Origin of the sequence: Enterovibrio baiacu, from assembly GCF_004120195.1 — a bacterium.
GTDB lineage: Bacteria > Pseudomonadota > Gammaproteobacteria > Enterobacterales > Vibrionaceae > Enterovibrio > Enterovibrio baiacui.
In genome coordinates this window covers 133,727-153,083 of record NZ_SCHN01000015.1, presented here as the reverse complement: position 1 = coordinate 153,083, position 19,357 = coordinate 133,727, and the positions used below count along the sequence as shown (strand labels likewise).

The following is a 19,357-nucleotide window of genomic DNA, read 5'->3' as shown; positions in this document are numbered from 1 at the left end:
TTTGCTCCTCCTTCACTTCCCCATACTTTCTATTCCTTTTCCAAGATTTTCTCTCATCATCACGAAGTAAATGTACACCGCCTTACTATGTGTTCCACAGTCGAGACCTCGAGCTTTCCAACAGATATTGAAAACGATCATGCTCACATATTGTATACAATATCTCGAGCCAAATATTAGAAATCTCACCAAAAAAAACATTAAACCACTGTTTTATATGCTTTTTAACGCCAAAAACCTTGGTTGCCAACTTGTTAACTAAAAGTTGACCATTTAGTCAGGTTTCATTAAGTTTGAATCATGGATAGCCAAAACGCGCTGGAGGCAACGTGATCCGTTTTCTGCTTAATCAAACGTTACGTGAAGAATCGTCTATCTCACCGAACATGACGGTTTTAAATTACCTTCGTGAACACATTGCTAAAACTGGAACAAAAGAAGGTTGCGGTTCAGGCGATTGCGGTGCATGCACCGTGGTGTTAGGCGAAGTGGTAGACGGAAGGCTGTCTTACCGAAGTGTTAACGCATGTTTGACGTTTGTCTCTGCGCTTCATGGCAAGCAACTCATTACCGTAGAAGATCTACGTAATAAGAAGACACTTCATCCCGTTCAACAAGCCATGGTCGAACATCATGGCAGTCAGTGTGGGTTTTGCACGCCCGGCTTTATTATGTCGATGTTTGCGCTCACCAAGAACAAGCCAAACGCTGATAAAGAAGAAACCTATGAGGCGCTCGCCGGGAACCTTTGCCGATGCACAGGCTATCGCCCTATCGTTGATGCAGCGCTGTCGCTAAGCCAGAGTCAGCCTATTCGCGATCAGTTTGCAGAGTACGAACAAGAGACAATAGCTCGCCTTTCCAGCATTGCTCCCCCTGAACTGCAGCATCAGTGTGATGGTAAAACCGCATTTACCCCTCAAAGCAGCGATGAATTAGCGTCAGTACTTCTCGCACACCCTAACGCCAAACTATTAGCAGGCGGCACGGATTTGGCACTTGAGGTAACACAGTTTCATCGTGATATTGATGAACTCGTATACGTCGGTCAGGTTAATGACATCAAAGTGGTCAAGGAGACAGATACACACATTGAAATCGGTGCAAATGTCCCTTTAACCGATGTCTATGAAGCGCTCACGCCGCATTACCCTGATTTTGGCACCTTGATCCAGCGCTTTGCGTCTTTGCAAATTCGTAACCAAGGCACCGTCGGAGGAAACATTGCCAATGCCTCACCCATTGGAGATGCGCCGCCGCTGTTAATTGCACTTGGTGCATCTATCGCGCTTCGACTCGGCGACGCGGTGCGAGAAATTCCCCTCGAAGATTTCTTCAAAGGGTACAAAGTCACGGCACTCCAACCCTCTGAATTTATTCAAACCGTTCGAATCCCCAAACCTCAAAACGGTCAAATGTTCAAAGCCTACAAAATATCGAAACGCTTCGATGATGACATCTCAGCCGTGTGTGGCGCTTTTCATTTGACCTTTGAAAAGGATGCAGAAACAAAGAGTGACGTTGTCACTAGTGTTAAGATTGCCTTCGGTGGCATGGCCGCAACACCCGCCAGAGCCGCAAGTTGCGAGCAGGCTTTACTCGGAAAGCCACTCTCAATGGCAAGCATTCAAGCCGCAATGGTCGCCCTTGAACAAGACTTTGCCCCCATCACCGACTTTCGCGCCAGCAAAGAATATCGATTAGAAACCGCAGCCAACCTTCTGTATCGCATGTATGCAGAACTGAGAGTTGCAGGTCATGCAGAAAGCGCCAAGTCTAGTAACGCAATAGCAACGAGGGTTATTCATCATGTCTCGTAAAACATCACCATCAATGACTATCGAAGAAATGTCTGCGCAGGCTAAGCAAGATCTCTCAACAGGCGTAGGCAAATCGGTGAAGCATGAGAGTGCTGAAAAGCAAGTGTCTGGTGAGGCGCTATACATTGATGATCGCGGCGAATTTCCTAACCAGCTTCATGTTTATGCATTGATGAGCCCGCATGCACACGCCACCATTACACACCTTGATGTATCGCCCTGCTATGCGGTTCAAGGCGTTCATAGTGTACTGACTGCTGAAGACATCCCCGGTGAGCTCGATATCGGCCCTATTCTTCCTGGCGATCCTTTGCTTGCGGATGGAAACGTCGTATATGTGGGCCAGCCCGTTATCGCCGTGGCCGCAGACAGCTTAGAAAACGCCCGCAAAGGCGCACAAGCGGCCATTGTCGAATATAGCGAACTGCCCGCAGCGCTGGATATTGAACAAGCGTTGGCCCAAGAACTGTTCGTGACAGATAGCCACCAGCAAAAGCGTGGTGATTCGGAAAATGCCATCGCGAACGCACAACATCAACTCGAAGGCGCTTTGCATGTCGGTGGCCAGGAACACTTCTACCTTGAAACCCAAGTGTCGAGTGTTGTTCCCACAGAAGACGGCGGCGTGATCGTGTATTGCTCCACGCAGAACCCAACAGAAGTGCAAAAGCTTGTGGGTTCCGTGTTGGGTATTCCCATGCACAAGGTACTGATCGACATGCGTCGAATGGGCGGTGGTTTTGGGGGTAAGGAAACCCAAGCTGCGGGACCTGCTTGTATCGCAGCAGTCATTGCGGTGCAAACAGGTTGCCCTGTGAAGTTCCGTTTACCACGTCGTGAAGACATGATGATGACGGGCAAGCGTCACCCTTTCTACAACCAATACAAGGTCGGCTTTAATGATGACGGTCTTATCCAAGGCATTGAGATTGTCGTGTCGGGCAACGCAGGACATTCACCCGACTTGTCGCGTTCTATCGTCGACCGTGCGATGTTTCACTCGGACAATGCCTACTTTCTCAACAATGCCACCGTCACAGGACATTGCGTGAAAACCAATACGGCGTCGAACACTGCTTACCGTGGTTTTGGCGGCCCGCAAGGCATGATGACCATTGAGCATGTGATGGATACCATTGCTTACCATCTAAAGAAAGATCCACTTGATGTCCGCAAGATCAATTACTACACCGACAACGAACGGGACGAAACACATTACTTCCAAAAGGTGGAAGACAACTTCATTCAAGACATAACGGAAGAACTTGAAGCGTCCTGTGAGTACCAAGCACGTCGCACAGAAATTGCTAAGTTCAACGCTGAAAATCCGCTATTGAAAAAAGGCATTGCCCTCACCCCTGTCAAGTTCGGTATATCTTTTACTGCAACTTTCCTCAATCAGGCAGGCGCACTTGTCACTGTGTATACCGATGGCAGCATTTCGCTCAATCACGGTGGGACAGAAATGGGGCAAGGTTTAAATACCAAGGTCGCACAGATTGTGGCGGAAACCTTTAGTGTGGATATCGACACTATTCAGTGCACCGCAACCAATACTGAAAAAGTACCGAACACATCACCCACGGCGGCATCTTCCGGTACTGACCTCAACGGTAAAGCCGCGCAAAATGCCGCATTGACAATCAAACAACGCATGGTGGATTTCGCCAGTAACCATTTCAAGGTTTCCCCTGATGCAGTTCAATTTAGTAATGGTATCGTTTCTTGTGGCGACCAAGCAGCCATGACGTTCGCTGACTTTGCTGAATTGTGTTGGTTTAATCAAATCTCGTTGGCCTCAACGGGTTTCTACCGAACGCCAAAGATTTACTACGACCACGACGCAGCGCGTGGACGCCCTTTCTACTATTTCGCGTGGGGCGTGTCCTGTTCAGAAGTGCTGATTGACACCCTCACCGGTGAATACAAAGTGCTGCGCGTTGATGTCCTTCATGATGTCGGTGCGTCCCTCAACCCCGCCATTGATATAGGGCAGGTTGAAGGTGGCTTTATTCAAGGTATGGGTTGGCTCACCACCGAAGAATTAGTGTGGAATGATGCCGGCCAACTCATGACAAGTGGCCCCGCCAGTTACAAGATCCCAGCCGTTGCAGACACCCCGGAGATATTTAATGTGACTCTGGTGGAAAATCGCACCAATCCTGAAGACACGGTGTTCCACTCCAAGGCTGTGGGTGAGCCGCCGTTTATGCTCGCTATTTCTGTCTGGAGCGCCCTTCGTGACGCAGTAAATAGCGTTTCTGAAAATGGTGAAATTCCCTATCTCGCTGCGCCCGCGACACCTGAACAGGTCTATAACGCGATTAAGCGTGTTCGCAAAGGAAAGCGCCCGACGGAATTTCCGCTTTTCGAAGACACCTTGGCGACAAAATAAGGAGGCCATATGTTTAAGGACAACTGGATCCAAGCACTCGCGCAATTTGAAACCCAAGGCACACCTTGCGTCATGGTGACCGTCCTCGAAGACAAAGGTTCTGTGCCACGCGGGGCTGGCACCAAGATGCTCGTCACTGAGGAAGATGTGATCGCAACCATTGGTGGCGGACACTTAGAGCACATTGCCATGAAGACAGCGCGCGAGATGCTCATCAATGCCGACACCGACATGAAAGTGGAACAATTTAACCTTGGTGCGCGACTGGGGCAATGTTGTGGCGGCATGGTCACGCTCAGCTTTGAACCCATAGGGCAGCCTCGGCATGTGCTCGCCGTCTTTGGTGCTGGGCATGTTGCCAAGGCACTCATTCCCATTCTGGCCACCCTGCCTTTCAAGGTGTATTGGATAGACGAGCGCGAAGCGCAATTTCCCGACCATATACCCAGTAATGTCGAAAAATGGGCAACGGACGATCCTGTCGCAGAGGTCTCTTCTTTACCTGAAAACGCCATGTATCTTGTACTTACACATAATCATCAGCTTGATTTCGATCTCGCACGCGCCATTCTTAAACGGGGCGATAGCCGTTATTTCGGCATGATAGGTTCACTCTCTAAGCGCAAACGCTTCGATTACAGATTGCGTGAACGTGGCTTTTCTCAACAGGCCGTCAATACAATGATTTGCCCCATTGGTATTGCCTCGGTCAAGGGTAAGCACCCTGCCGAAATTGCTGTGTCCGTGGCGGGAGAACTGATCGCTTGCTACCAAGGTGAAACTATCGACAGTAAACGTCCAACCACCAGCACGAACAATGACAGTCAAGAAAACGACGTAACACGACCAGCAATCGAACCGCTTAAACTCAAGGCGTAACAAGGAAGTCATCCAGAATGAAAGATCCCAAAGCACGCTCTACCTATGCCTTTCGTGCCGCCATTCTCCATAGCTTGGGAAACCCAACGGAGCGAGGCTTGGAAGACTCATATGCATATTTTGACGATGGGATTTTGGTTGTTGCCGATGGGCATGTTATTCGGGTTGGAGATGCCAAAGACATTCTTCCCACGCTGGACGACACTGTCTCGCTGACCACTTTTGAAAACAAGCTGATCACACCCGGCTTTATTGATACCCATATCCACTACCCGCAGACAGGCATGATCGCCGCCTATGGCGAACAACTGTTGGATTGGCTAAACAACTACACCTTTCCCGAAGAAAAACGCTTTCAAGATGTCGAGTATGCCCGTAACGTCGCGGTGCAATTTTTGGATGAGCTGGCGCGGAATGGCACCACATCAGCACTGGTGTTTGGCACCGTGCATAAAGAATCTGTCGATGTGTTTTTCCAAGAGGCTGAAAAACGCAACCTGCGCATGATCGCAGGAAAGGTGCTCATGGACAGAAATGCGCCCGAAGATCTGACCGACACCCCCGAGTCAGGCTATGCGGACAGCAAAGCATTGATTGAAAAATGGCACAACAAAGGACGACTCCACTACGCCGTGACACCCCGTTTTGCGCCGACCAGCACGGCGGAACAATTGACCTTGGCAGGAAAGCTACTGCAAGAGTATCCCGATGTTTACCTGCATACGCATCTGTCAGAAAATCCGTTGGAAGTTGCTTGGGTTCAGGAATTATTTCCAGACAGCAAAAATTATCTCGATGTGTATGACCAGCATGGATTGCTTTCTTCACGCTCTATTTTCGCCCACGGCGTGCACTTGTGTGAAGGTGAATGCCAGCGCCTATCAGACACAGGATCCGCCATAGCATTCTGCCCAACGTCTAACCTCTTTCTCGGCTCCGGTCTGTTTCCACTGAACAAGATGGAAGCCAAGGGCATCAAGGTAGGAATGGGCACCGATGTCGGCGCGGGCACGAGCTTTTCGTTACTTCAAACCATGAGCGAAGCGTATAAGGTGATGCAGCTACAAGGCGAAAAACTTCACCCACTCAAATCCCTCTATCAAGCCACGTTGGGCGGAGCGAAGGCATTGTCAATTGACGAACATGTCGGAAACTTTGAACCAGGAAAAGAAGCCGATTTTGTTGTGCTCGACCTCCACGCAACGCAGTTAATGAAATTCCGTATGGAACACACGCAATCACTCGAAGATAGGCTGTTTGTCTTGATGACGCTCGGGGATGATCGCGCCGTGGCGCACACCTATTCGTACGGGCGTTGTGTGTACAGCAAAACGTCTTAACGTTTTACTCGCAGTTACACGCTGCCTGAAACGGAAAACGGGGTGCCACTCAAGCACCCCGTTTTGGTTTATCGCGCAGCGATGCTTAACGCTCAACCACCGTAAAGTCATTCGCCACGGCATTCACTGTTTGCCCATCACTGAACCGAACAATTTGCGCTGAATCCGAGAAATTGTAGACCACATACGTCATGGTATTACCATTCTTGAAAGCGACCGCTGTCGGGGAATCAGCAGTAAGCTCGCCCGTCCCTGTTTCCAATTGACCTAGCGCTTTCCATGTATGGATCCAGTGGTAGGTATGCGCTTTCGACTCACCTTCCTCTGTCACGTAGTTTGAACCCACGGTTTCGTAATCGGCGATCGACGCGTTTGCATCCGTCATTGCCCAAAGGTTCCACCAGATATCACGCCATTGACCATCAACCAAACCCGACGGTTTACCGTTGCTTGATTCCTCAAGACCAAGCGACACGTAATCTTCCATGTAATCCGCATACTGACCAACATGGAAAACCAATGGATTCAAAGGCAGACCTTGGATACCCAAAATGTGCGCGTAAGCGCCACTGAACCATGTAGAGAAAGACGTTCCATGGCCCCAAATGATCGAGGTAGTGATGCGGTTGTACCCTGATGGGAAGTTATCGTAATCATCACCTCTATCGACGTAATTTGGGGAGTCATTGCGGTAACCATCAATGTTGTTCCAATACTCCCAGTACGCTGCGCTCGATGACGCATGCAAGTACATGCCCTTTTCTGTTAGCTCATCGTTGCCTGTGATTAAGCCATAGAGCACGATCGCGCCGTAAGAGTTAGCGGCTTCAGAGGTGGACTCATTGTTATTACCCAGCGCAAAATTCGCGTGGCCCGATGCCCAAGAGAAACCGTTCGCAGGGTCGAAGTTGCGTAGATAAGGGAACATGTCATCCCCCTTGCTCGCAGCGTAATCACGGATCAATAGTTCAATCATCGGTCCATACTGATCCGCACCACACCAAGATTTATCAGTGCGACAGATTTCAGCCGCTGCACGCACAAAATACCCATAGTGGAAATGGTGATCGTTAAGTTGCTGATGCGCACCAAAGGATTCTTCTACACCCAAAAGGGTTGTCCATGTCTCGTCGTACACGAAATATTTGACTGTATCGAGACCACCAGAGGTATCCGCAGTAAACCAGTCTTCGAGTTCAGATTTTAACCACGCTGTTAATGTGTTCGCTTCAGTGTCCATCCCAATCGAACGTGCGATAGCAATGATTTCAGCCGCTTTGCCGTAGCTCTTGCCTGACCAGTAGGTATCGGTATAGGGGTTCCAACCGCCCGTGCCTTTATTCATGTATTCAGTAACAAGGCCCCTGAGCAATGGAAGATCGTAGTTGTCTTCCAATGTCGGCATGTATGGCAGCACACCCACAAACGGAATGGTGTAACTGAAATCTGAGACTTCAGCAAACTTCACCACACCCCGCGCGCTTCGAACCTTGTGTTCGCTCGTTGGCGTTGTGCTGTTCTTCCAATGCATAGGATGCATACCTGCAATGGTCTCAACAGGTACACCATCACTGTCGACATAGGCATGCGTAACAGTGACGTCGTTAGTGGTGCGATCAACCGAGTAATCAACATTCACATGACGAACCACATTTCGTGCAGGCCCTTCGAAAAAAGCACTCACTGTGTCTGATGGCGTACCGTTCGTCGATGGCAATAGTGACACCGTCACTTCATTTGCACTGTTAATCACGGTGATGGATGAACTGGATGCACCATTAAATTGCGTGTCGCCTTCGCCCACAATTAAGAAATCGTTTCGATTACCGGCAACATTGGTCCAAATACCTAAGCTGTTATTTTTGTTGTAAAACGTCCCTTTCTCAACACCATCAGTGCGAAGCGTCTTGATCACAATGTTGCCCTGATACGCTTTCACATACACATAAGGCGAGCCATGAACAAACGTCGCTTCCATGACTGGCGAATTGTTTGCGCTCCACTCTACGGTGACAGAACCATCACTGTGATCTTTAAGATAGCCTTCTAATTCAGTGAACTGTGAGTTGGCGATAGCGATACCATCGAACACTTCGTCAAATGGGGCTGGCACGCTATATAAGAAAGCGTTTTCTTCTGAAGACAAACCATTGGAGATACCCATCACACGGAAGCCTTTGTTCGATACACGTGCCGTTAGAGGATCTGGCGTAATGTAGGCCGCTGAGTCAGCATCACCAATCGTCATTTCACCCAGGAAGGAAACAGAGCCCCACCATTTATGCGTCGGTACGGGTTGGTCTTTAATGTCTTCCGCCAAGTGCGGGAACAAAGGAACAGGCGTTGCGATGTTGTCACACGAGCCAGCTTCAGGTCTAACAACGCCAGCATTTGAAATCCAAAAGCCATGATCTACGGTACAACCATACCCATCAGGATTGAATGTATCGGAAATGTTCCCTGCGCCGTATTGCGTGATGGTGTAATCACCTTGGTGAGTGTCAGTGTTTTCGCCCGTGTCTACGAGGTAAACGTCTGCAACATCTACTGTACCGTTTAGCGGGAACATCAAACCTATCCAGGTCAATTCTTCAAAGTGTGGAAATGTCACTTCCATCTCTTTCCAACCATTTCCAACATCGGTTGCAGCAGAAAGTGCATAAGTGATTTTTGATTCGTCTTCGGTTTTGCTTTGAATAGACACTTCTACCGTGGTTGCTTGAGCCGATTTGAATTTGAAGCGCAGTACATCGTAAATACCTGCATCCGATGTTTCATCGTTTTCATGGCCCCATGCAACAACCGCCCAATCGCCGCCCCAATTATTTCCACTGGTGACGCTGTATTGGCGTTCATAATCACCCTCGGTGACTTCATTGACAGTCGCACCGGAAGTCCATGGGTTGCCATTGCTATCAAATTTGAAAGAGTCTGCCATTTCAGAATGAAACACGTAACCACGGGTTTCTTCGGACGCATTATCACCGCCGTTGTCAGTGCCACCATCAGTGCCTGAGTCTGTGCTGCCGTTGTCGGTGCCACCATCCGTACCTGAATCTGTGCCGCCGTTGTCGGTGCCACCGTCCGTGCCTGAATCTGTGCCGCCATTGTCGGTGCCACCATCTGTACCTGAATCTGTGTTGCCGTTGTCGGTGCCACCATCCGTGACTGAATCCGTGTCACCGTTATCGGTGCCACCGTCCGTGCCTGAATCTGTTCCACCGTTGTCGGTGCCACCATCTGTACCTGAATCTGTGCCGCCGTTGTCGGTGCCACCGTCCGTGCCTGAATCTGTGCCGCCGTTGTCGGTGCCACCATCTGTACCAGAGTCTGTGCTGCCGTTGTCGGTACCACCGTCCGTGCCTGAATCTGTACCGCCGTTGTCGGTGCCACCATCCGTGCCCGAATCGATATTTTGATTATCTGAATCGTTAGCGGTTTTCAACAACGTGATAGAAAGGCTGCGGTCAGCGTTACCCACAGAGAAATTGAGACGCTTCGAGGCATAATCGTCGTGTGAAACAACAATGGAAAGGTTGCCATTGGGCACGCTATGTGTCGCCGTACCTGCACTGTTTGTCATTTGACTTACGTTATCGACAGAGACATCTGCATTCTCTATTGGCAGACCCGTTAGGCTATTGGTAACCGATACAGTCAGCGCATAATTTGAAGCATTGGAGTCGCCATCACCACCTCCTCCACCACAGCCGTACAGAAAGAACGAGATGCCGAGCAGTGTGAGAAGTTTTAGCGTATTCATCTAATGAAGTGTCCTTACGTCTATGGCTTCAGAGGGATGATGACATTAAGAAAGCGCTTTCTTAACTGGTCGGAGTTTATGAAGATTGGTGGCGGCAATACACCCCTGAATCGATGCGTTTTTAGCCTCCGTCACATTATTGTCAAATTAAATATGACTAATTATTCGAAATCTTTTTTATGAGACACTAAGAAATAGACAACTGACGTTTGCGCGCAGATTGAAGACAAATTAAACAGAAAATAATGCATGAACGGCATCCAGCTAAACGTCAGGCACAAAAAAGCGCACTGTGATGTGCGCTTGGTGTTTTTGCTAAAACAGAAGCCTTATTCGGCGTCTGGCGCTTTTTTCTTCTTAACAGCAAAGACTTGGTCACCAACAGATACACCTTTATAAAAACTCTTATTGCGTTGCTTCGGTGTGTCTTTCTTCGCGTTGGTTTTCTGCACTTTCTTCGCTTTGGTTGGTTTCTTCGCGAAGGTCTTCTTACGTTTCGGAGCAAGACCGGTAAATTTACCTTTCAGGCCTTCAAACGTTGCGAAGTTCATCTTCTTGTCGAGGAAGCCCTCAATGCTCTTGAAGCTCATCCAATCTTTAGGACCAACAAAAGAAATTGCAGTACCTTTGTTACCTGCACGACCTGTACGGCCGATACGGTGAACGTATTCTTCCGCATGCTTAGGCATGTCGAAGTTGATCACGTGAGACACGTTTGAAATGTCCAGACCACGAGAAGCCACGTCTGTCGTTACCAACACTTTGTGCAGGCCACGTTCGAATTCGTTCATGATACGGTTACGTGCGGCTTGGTTCATATCGCCACTTAGCGCAACGGCTTTAATACCACGGTCAGCAAACACAGTGGCAAGACGCTCGGTGTCTGCACGGGTTGCCGTGAATATCATCAACTGTTGGTATTCTTCTTCCTCGAAAACACGGTCGAGCAATGCTTGTTTGTGGTCAAGGTGATCACACAGATAGAAACGTTGTTCGATGTCTTTGTGTTCTTCGTTGACATAACCAATGGCAACACGACGCGGTTCATTCAGCATGTCTGCCGCAATATCGTTCACTTGTTGGTGGTTAAGCGTTGCAGAGAACATCAGCGTTTGACGACGACGGTGCGACGCAGCGTCATTGATCGCTTTAAGCTGTGGCGCAAAGCCCAAATCAAGCATACGGTCTGCTTCATCAAGGATCAGCAGTTCCAGCCCTTCGATGCTCAGGTGGCGGTGCTCTAGGTGGTCAGCAAGGCGACCTGGCGTTGCAACCACAAACATCGGATCTTTACGGAATTCTTTCGCTTGGTCGTTGAAGTTCTCACCACCAAGGATCAACACGCCTTTGTATTGCGTGCCCGCAAGCAGTTTGCGTAATTCACCAAACACTTGTTTCGCCAACTCACGCGTTGGTGCAAGAATCACAACACGTGGATCGCGGCGACTTAGGGATTTCGTACGCATAACGCGCTGAAGTGCTGGCAACAAGAATGCGAGTGTTTTGCCGGAGCCAGTTTTAGACGACGCGAGCAGATCTTTTCCTGCTGTAACAACAGGAATTGCAGCTGCTTGGATTTCAGTGGCTTCACTAAAACCCCAATGCTCAATTGTCTTGATAAGGCGTTTGTCTAAACCTAGGTCTTCAAATTGCAAGGTAGTACTCCAATGATTTCTTTTTATACAGGGAGTTATTGAGTTATCTATACCCGTCAACCCAAGGCGACTCCCATGGAAATTAGGCGCGAATACTACCATATTTCTGCAATATCACGCATTTTTTATTGTTCGTGATCACACTTTTATTGCTGTCTCGCGAAACATTCTTCAAGAAACACATCTTTCAGCGTTAGCGTGAGCGTATTATGCGTTTTTAAGCCAGTAAATTATTGCTCATGCCTAACCCAAAACAGCTTTACGCGTGGAAGCGCTTTACACTCGAAGAATCCACGCACACCTTGCCGAACGGTGTCGTCACCAACCATATTACCCTTGAGCACCCCGGCGCAGTGCTGATTTTGCCCGTTGCAAACGATGGGAAACTGGTATTGCTCAAACAGTATCGCCCTTCTATTCGCCGTTGGATCTATGAATTTCCTGCCGGCACGTTAGAGTCTTCAGAATCCCCTGCAGTCTGTGCCATGAGAGAGCTTGCAGAAGAAGCCAGTTTACAAGCAGAAGAATGGCATGCCATTGGCGAGTCATTGCCCGCCCCCGGGTTTTGCAATGAAACGCAGTACCTCTTCGTCGCAAAGCAACTGTCACCGTGCGAAGCGCAAATGGATGATGATGAAGTGATCGAAGTTGTGTATTTCTCTGTTGAAGAGGTATCGAACATGATCGCCAACAACCAGATCCAAGATAGCAAAACCATTGTGGCATTCTGTCGCGCGCAATTGCTTGGCTTGATCACATAGCCTAGGGTCAAAACAACCATCACATTGACATCCGACCAGTTGAGTTTATAGAGTGAATTGTATTCAACCGCCTCAAGGACGAAGGATGAAACAATCACTTAAACACGCAAACCGCATGCTGGCACTGTTTGGCTTCTTTAAAGTGCCACTGATTTGGTATTGTCGCCCCAAGATTCTGGTGTTGAATGAAGAACAAGTTCAAATAAAAATCCGCACCCGACGCCGAACCAAGAACCACCTCAACAGCATGTACTTTGGCACGCTTGCAATCGGTGCTGATGTTGCAGGCGGTTTTATGGCAATGAGCAAAGCAGAAGCGCGCGGCGAAAAAATCTCGCTGGCATTCAAGGCGGTGACTGCGGAGTTTCTCAAACGCCCAGAAGCAGATGTGTTATTCACCTGCGTTGACGGACGAGAAATCGATGAAATGCTCGATGAAACCATTTCGACCGGTGAACGCGTTAATCGTCCTGTGAAAATCACTGCAACGTGCCCATCAATCAGCGGTGACGAGCCAATGGCAATCTTTCATCTTACCCTCTCCGTGAAAGTGATCCCCGCGAAGAAAGCGGCCTAACGCATCATCAGAACATTGCAGTTGTCTCAAGATGGCTGCAATGCTCTCCCACTTCCATGCCTACGCTTATTCTTAACATCCTGTGATGGAACACATGGAAGCTTTGTCAAAACGTTATTCAATGTCATGCATTTGAATTAATGTTTGGACAAGTTTTTGCCCTTTTTTCCTTTTACTTATTAGACTTAAGTATTATGCGACGAAGGATAGGAGCGCGTTTTGATTAAAAAACTGGGCGACTTTTTCAAGCTCGACACGGCCCCCGGGATCCTCTTAATTGCCACGGCTTTCGCAGCCCTTATCATTGCGAACTCACCATTAGCTCCTTACTACTTAGCACTACTTGATACCCCCATCCATATAAAGATTGGTTCTCTTGATATCGAAAAAAACCTTCTGCTCTGGATTAACGATGGCTTAATGGCCATTTTCTTTCTGTTAATCGGCTTAGAGGTAAAGCGGGAATTGATTCAAGGCGCACTCCGAACCCGCTCTCGAGCGATGTTCCCCGTCATTGCTGCAGTGGGTGGCATGGTGGTACCCGTTCTCATTTTCGTTATGTTTAACTTCAATGATCCGAAGTCATTGGGTGGGTGGGCCATTCCTGCCGCCACTGACATAGCGTTCACGCTCGGTGTACTAGCATTGTTTGGCAAGCAAACCCCTGTGAGTTTAAAAGTCTTCTTGCTTGCCCTTGCAGTGATTGATGACCTTGGTGCCGTTATCATCATTGCACTGTTCTTTAGTAGCGATTTGTCCATCATCTCACTGTCTGTCGCCGTCGTCGCCAGTGCAGCCCTGTTCTATATGAATGCAAAAGGCGTCGCACGACTCACCGGATATTTGCTGGTTGGTGCCGTTCTTTGGGTCGCGGTGTTGAAGTCTGGCGTACATGCCACGGTAGCCGGTGTGATCCTTGGATTTGCGGTGCCACTTCGCATCAAGCATCACCGGGTCAGAAGTCCTCTCCGCTATTTGGAACATGGCATTCACCCGTGGAGCAGCTTTGCGATTCTGCCTTTGTTTGCCTTTGCGAACTCTGGCGTACCGCTCGATGATTTCCGCGCAGATATGCTGCTCGAACCTTTGCCATTAGGCATCACTTTGGGTCTGCTGCTGGGTAAACCGTTAGGAATAAGCGCCGCCTGTTACCTTGCCATTAAAACGGGCATTGCAAGCTTGCCCAAAGGCGTGCATTTCATGCATGTGGTCGCCGCATCTATCCTATGCGGTATAGGGTTTACCATGTCGATATTCATTACGACATTAGCCTTCCCAGGCGCTGACAACCATTCCTTAGTCGACTTATCACGCATCGCGATATTTATCGGTTCTATTCTCGCGGCAGTGATTGGCTACTTGGCATTAAAATACACCTTTAACCAGAGTCCACGTGCTAGCTCAGAGAAAGAAAACACGGTTGATGAATCAACCTAGCGCGCTTTAACCCGATAATTTAGTCCTTCTGAAACAAATAACGCCAAGCACAATGCTTGGCGTTTTCTTTTACACCTTTCCAGCCTTGTAAGCCGCTTAGCGTTTGACCAGTATGCATGTGTGCAACTATTGAGCACTTTCAAGTAAGAAACCGACAGTTTTTATCGATGCTTTTTAGTGCATTTAATTGATCATGCAACTCTAATTATATGGATCAATATCCGCCAAATTGCTTTCATTCTTAGATGGTTAAGACAAAAATCCTGTCAAGTTTGAGTCACATTAAAATTTCATCAAAATGTCATTGCTTGACTTTTTTGTAAGCCGCACTGGATAAGCCTTCACATGATTAATCTACCGAGTTATCAACCATTTCTGTGGATAAAAATTTAGTTATCCACACCGCACGCACAACTCTAAGTTACTGATATTTAGTATTTATTTTTCATTAAACTTTCGTTGTTTTTTTAGCCGTTTTTTTGGATGTGACGATGAGCACCCTTTTAAAATGAAAATAGCCTGCATGATGCAGGCTATTTTCCCGTTAAAACACGGATCATACAGGATGATATTTTATACGGTAAAAGAGACGGTAAAGCACAGGCACAACAATCAATGTCAGCACGGTCGCAAAGCCCAAACCAAACATGATGGTCACCGCCATCGGCTTAAAGAAAACATCGGGTAGCAAGGGAATCATCCCCAGCACGGTCGTGATTGCCGCCATGCACACAGGTCGTACACGACTAACAGCGGCATCCACAATCGCGGTGAGTTCATCTTTCCCGCTTTCCATCTCAATGTTGATTTGGTCAATCAGCACTATCCCGTTTTTGATCAGCATACCTGACAAGCTCAAGAAGCCGAGCAGCGCCATAAAGCCAAATGGCGTATTCAGCAATAGCAAACCTGTTGTCACACCGATTATGGCGAGTGGCACCGTCAACCACACAATCAGCGAGTCTTTCACTGAATTGAACAAGAACACGGTCACCAAGAACATAAAGAGGTAGCCCAACGGCATAGTGGTGAACAAGCTCGCCTGTGCATCGCCAGACGATTCAAATTCTCCGCCCCACTCTATGCTGTAGCCTTTTGGCAACTCGATAGCTTCAACCAAAGGTTGAATGCGTTTTTGCAGGGTCGCTGCAGTCACATCTTTCAGTGGGTCAGGGTCAGCAAACACGGTCAACGTGCGTTTGCGGTTTTCGCGCACGACAAGCGGATCTTCCCAAATCACGTCATAGCCAAGAATCACTTGCTGTAAAGGAATGTAATCTTTCAGCACTGGGCTCCAGATTTTCATGCCTTCAATGGTCTTCACGTCCACTCGTTCTTGTTCAGGCAAACGGGTAACGATAGGCATCAATGTCGTGCCATCTCGATAAATACCGACGTTGAGACCAGAGAACGCCATCATCAGAAGCTCATCCACATCCGCTTTGGTGATCCCGTAGCGGCGCGCCTGACTTTCGTTGAATTGTGGTTCGAGGATCTTAGTACGCTCTCGCCAATCATGACGAACATTCACCGCATCTGGGTCGCTATTAAGAATATCGGTCACTTCTGCTGCAATCGAACGAAGTACCGTCGGGTCAGAACCCAAGATGCGCGTTTCAATTTTCGAACCCGAGGCTGGGCCTAATTCAATGCGCTTCAATTTGTATTGAAGGCCTGGGAAGCCCTGATCAAGGTGGTCACGCACCGCTGCCATTGACGGCAACACAGATTCATAGTCCTTCACACGGATGATGATTTCACCGTACGCGGAGTAACTTTTCTCCGGCGCATACGTCAGCATAAAGCGCTGCACACCTTTACCTGCACTGGTAGAAACATGCTCTACATTTGGCTGCGTCTGTACCCAGGAGCCGATCTCAATCAGGTTTTCTTCCGTTGCACGAATATCAGTGCCTTCTGGCATCCAGATATCCACCATGTACATTGGCGTTGTTGATGATGGGAAGAAAGACTGCTTCAGCAAGGTGAACCCATAAAGGCTTCCCGCGAGCGCTGCAACCAACACAACAATAGTGACACCCGTGCGGTGCATACACATACCTAAGAACTTACGATACAGCACGAACAACATACCATTGTAGGGATCCGCTTCTTCTTCGCCTTCAGCCTGCAATTCTTCTTTAAAGAACATGCTGGCAAAAAATGGCGTCAGCGTGATGGCAGTGAACCAGCTCAGCATCAGTGAAATAAGCAGCACTTGGAACAAGGTGCCACAATATTCGCCGGTGGCATCGGCAGACAAACCGATAGGCGCAAAAGCGGTTACTGAAATGACCGTCGCCCCCAGCAGCGGCCACTTGGTTTGGGTAACAATGTCTGACGCGGCCTCGGTCCGGGTTCTCCCCTTCTTGAGGCCGATCAGTATCCCTTCGACCACCACGATGGCGTTATCCACCAGCATCCCCAATGCGATAACCAACGCCCCCAAAGAGATACGTTGCAGATCGATGGCGAAGTACTGCATGAAGATAAAGGTGCCGAGCACGGTCAGCAGCAATATCAAACCGATCAATAAGCCGGAACGCAGCCCCATGAAACAAAGAAGAACGATGATCACGATGGCAACAGCTTGTCCCAAGCTCACCACAAAACCTTGTACTGAGGTATCCACTTCCGTTGGCTGGGCATACACCACACCAATATCGATACCAATCGGTTGGTTTTCTTTTAGCTCGGCAAGTCGGCGATCGACGCGTTTACCCACTTCGACCACGTTAACGCCTTGAGCAAACGAAACACCGAGGTGCAACGCTTCGCTGCCGTTATAGGTCAGCAAATTGCTCGGCACTTCCTGATAGCCGCGTTTAATGTCTGCGACGTCTTTCAGGTAAATCAGCCCTTCTTGCCCTGCTTCATTGATGATCAAGTTACCCAGCTCTTCGACGCTGGTAAATTCACCGGTTGGGTGAATGCGAATGTATTCGTCACCAATGCGCAGCGCGCCCGCGCTACCGACTAAGTTTTGCGTAGAAAGGAGGTTATCAATCGTATCTGGCGACAGCCCAAGGTTCGATAAACGACGCATGGAGATCTCGATAAAGACCTGTTCTTGCTGCGTACCTGTAACTTGTACTTTGCCGACACCTTCAACTAGCTCAAGATCTCGGCGGAGAAAATCGACATAGTCTTCGAGTTCTTGGTAGGAATAGCCCTTACCCGAAACGGCCAACAGCACCCCGAACACATCACCGAAATCATCGATCACCTGAGGCGTGTTCACTCCGGGCGGTAAATTGCCCCGCAAGTCATTCACCTTCCGACGTAATTCATCCCAAATCTGTGGCAGATCATCAGGCCCATAGTTGTTCTTCATGGTGACCGTGATTTGCGACAAACCGCGACTCGAAATCGAGGTCACTTCGTCTACATACACCAGTTGCTGCACCGCTTTCTCGATGGGATAAGTCACTTCTTCTTCGACTTGTTGCGGTGTCGCACCGGGGTAACTGGTGATAATCAATGCATCTTTGATTGTAAAGGCAGGATCTTCTAATCGCCCCAACCCGAAGAAGGCTTGGGTGCCGCCAATCAAGAAGATCAGCGTCAACATCCAACTGATTACCTTATTGTTTATAAAGTAACTGGCAATCGTCTGCTTCATTGGTCAATGTCCTTTTTCTCGATGACGTTTACTAACTGGTCTGCACGGAGGCGATTCACACCCGTCGAGACAATGCGGTCGCCCGACATCACCCCTTCAGTAATCAAAATGCCAGAAGGCGTTAAATTGCCGACCTTGACGTTTCGCTTCTCTAGCGTGTTGTCATCTTTTACTATCCAAACAAACTTATTGCTCTTATCTAACGCATCACCGTCTTCGTTAAACACAGTTTCAATCGGCACCTCGATGAGTTGTGCCCTGTCGTCATACAAACTGATTTCGTCCACCACCACTTCAACCGTCATGCCATCGAGAATGAACTTGTCTTTTGGCATCGGCATGGTCAGCGTCACCATGAATGACCCTGTTTCAGGATCAGGCTGGGCGGTAAATTCTTTAACTGTTGCGCGGTATTCCATGCCGTCGTCGGTTTGCACCTTAGGTCGAATATGTTGCGTGTTCTCTTCACGGCTTTTGCCGCCGTTTCGCGTAAACATCACATCGGGCACTTGAATGCGCACATCCACCTGACTCGCATCATGGATGTTCAAAATGGTTTGGCCGATAGACACATTCTCAAATGCTTGGGTAGGTACACGGCTGATGACGCCGTCCAAAGGCGCGGTCAGTTTGGTATAGGACAGTTTAAGCTTGGCCAGATCTAAATCTGCTTTGGCGATTTGTCGCTGAGCAGCCAGTTCATCGAACTGAGATTTCGCCAGCAGGCCTTTATCAACCAGTGGTTTAGAACGACGATATTGGCTGTCTGACACATTGAAACGCGCTTGGGTATTGTCTACTTCCAGCTGGTAACTCCTTGGGTCGAGCGATGCAAGCACATCACCTTTCTTCACGATGTCGCCGGGTTTCACGTTGATGGCATTGATCTCTCCAGCCACCAAGAAAGACAGCTCGGCTCTGTCAGCCGCTGCTGCAATGGCAGGGAAATGCAAGCGCGCATCGTTTTGTCCGTCACCCACCATTAAAACATCAACATTTTGTAGCGCTTTTTCCGTCGCCACAGGCGCTTCATTGCACCCAATGAGGGCAAGCGCAATGGCTGGCACCAAGGATTTGATGGCAAATTGATTAATACACTTCATCATTC

General features: G+C 48.7%; 11 protein-coding genes. 7 read left to right on the top strand and 4 right to left on the bottom strand.

The window, feature by feature from the left end; genetic code table 11:
* The first annotated feature begins 329 nt into the window (after positions 1-329).
* From xdhA to guaD, 4 genes are read left to right on the top strand one after another with little or no spacing between them, the layout of a single operon-like run.
* Entirely contained in the window at positions 330-1,820 is a 1,491-nt protein-coding gene (xdhA, locus tag EQP46_RS17235; protein WP_129494815.1) for a xanthine dehydrogenase small subunit, read from the top strand.
* Positions 1,810-4,215: a xanthine dehydrogenase molybdopterin binding subunit gene (gene xdhB / locus EQP46_RS17230; protein ID WP_129494814.1), complete on the top strand. Its 2,406-nt coding sequence runs from the start codon at positions 1,810-1,812 to the stop codon at positions 4,213-4,215. Before xdhA ends, xdhB begins: the two co-directional genes overlap by 11 nt.
* Positions 4,216-4,224: 9 nt before the next feature.
* Positions 4,225-5,094, top strand: a complete 870-nt coding sequence (xdhC, locus tag EQP46_RS17225) for a xanthine dehydrogenase accessory protein XdhC (RefSeq protein WP_129494813.1) — start codon at positions 4,225-4,227, stop codon at positions 5,092-5,094.
* Positions 5,095-5,111: 17 nt separating this feature from the next.
* Complete coding sequence (guaD, locus tag EQP46_RS17220; protein ID WP_129494812.1) at positions 5,112-6,434, top strand: guanine deaminase; 1,323 nt, start codon at positions 5,112-5,114, stop codon at positions 6,432-6,434.
* Between the two features lie 85 nt (positions 6,435-6,519).
* On the opposite strand, the gene EQP46_RS17215 is transcribed toward guaD, so the two are convergent.
* Both EQP46_RS17215 and EQP46_RS17210 read right to left on the bottom strand, forming a co-directional pair.
* Positions 6,520-10,197 carry a glycosyl hydrolase gene (locus EQP46_RS17215; protein WP_129494811.1) on the bottom strand — a complete coding sequence of 1,226 codons (3,678 nt, stop codon included), beginning with the start codon at positions 10,195-10,197 and terminating at the stop codon, positions 6,520-6,522.
* Positions 10,198-10,526: 329 nt separating this feature from the next.
* Positions 10,527-11,852 carry a DEAD/DEAH box helicase gene (locus EQP46_RS17210; protein ID WP_129494810.1) on the bottom strand — a complete coding sequence of 442 codons (1,326 nt, stop codon included), beginning with the start codon at positions 11,850-11,852 and terminating at the stop codon, positions 10,527-10,529.
* Between the two features lie 239 nt (positions 11,853-12,091).
* On the opposite strand from EQP46_RS17210, the gene EQP46_RS17205 reads away from it, so the two are divergent.
* The 3 genes from EQP46_RS17205 to nhaA all read left to right on the top strand — a co-directional run bounded on the left by EQP46_RS17205 (position 12,092) and on the right by nhaA (position 14,627).
* Complete coding sequence (locus EQP46_RS17205; protein WP_129494809.1) at positions 12,092-12,613, top strand: NUDIX hydrolase; 522 nt, start codon at positions 12,092-12,094, stop codon at positions 12,611-12,613.
* An 85-nt stretch (positions 12,614-12,698) separates the two neighbouring features.
* A complete protein-coding gene (locus EQP46_RS17200; protein WP_129494808.1) occupies positions 12,699-13,190 on the top strand; it encodes a DUF4442 domain-containing protein in 492 nt (163 codons plus the stop codon).
* Between the two features lie 219 nt (positions 13,191-13,409).
* The gene (gene nhaA / locus EQP46_RS17195) at positions 13,410-14,627 is read left to right on the top strand and encodes a Na+/H+ antiporter NhaA (RefSeq protein ID WP_129494807.1); all 1,218 of its coding nucleotides are present in this window, start codon (positions 13,410-13,412) and stop codon (positions 14,625-14,627) included.
* Between the two features lie 556 nt (positions 14,628-15,183).
* Here the strand turns inward: nhaA and EQP46_RS17190 are convergent.
* Positions 15,184-18,249, bottom strand: coding sequence for an efflux RND transporter permease subunit (locus tag EQP46_RS17190; protein WP_129494806.1), 3,066 nt, complete (start codon positions 18,247-18,249; stop codon positions 15,184-15,186).
* Complete coding sequence (locus EQP46_RS17185) at positions 18,246-19,355, bottom strand: efflux RND transporter periplasmic adaptor subunit (RefSeq protein ID WP_129494805.1); 1,110 nt, start codon at positions 19,353-19,355, stop codon at positions 18,246-18,248. Before EQP46_RS17185 ends, EQP46_RS17190 begins: the two co-directional genes overlap by 4 nt.
* Positions 19,356-19,357 lie beyond the last annotated feature (2 nt).

Coding starts and splice junctions, on each gene's coding strand:
- xdhB (WP_129494814.1), top strand. CDS start 1,810: ATGTCTCGTAAAACATCACCATCAATGACTATCGAAGAAATGTCTGCG.
- EQP46_RS17190 (WP_129494806.1), bottom strand. CDS start 18,249: ATGAAGCAGACGATTGCCAGTTACTTTATAAACAATAAGGTAATCAGT.
- EQP46_RS17215 (WP_129494811.1), bottom strand. CDS start 10,197: ATGAATACGCTAAAACTTCTCACACTGCTCGGCATCTCGTTCTTTCTG.
- xdhC (WP_129494813.1), top strand. CDS start 4,225: ATGTTTAAGGACAACTGGATCCAAGCACTCGCGCAATTTGAAACCCAA.
- guaD (WP_129494812.1), top strand. CDS start 5,112: ATGAAAGATCCCAAAGCACGCTCTACCTATGCCTTTCGTGCCGCCATT.
- EQP46_RS17200 (WP_129494808.1), top strand. CDS start 12,699: ATGAAACAATCACTTAAACACGCAAACCGCATGCTGGCACTGTTTGGC.
- EQP46_RS17205 (WP_129494809.1), top strand. CDS start 12,092: ATGCCTAACCCAAAACAGCTTTACGCGTGGAAGCGCTTTACACTCGAA.
- EQP46_RS17185 (WP_129494805.1), bottom strand. CDS start 19,355: ATGATGAAGTGTATTAATCAATTTGCCATCAAATCCTTGGTGCCAGCC.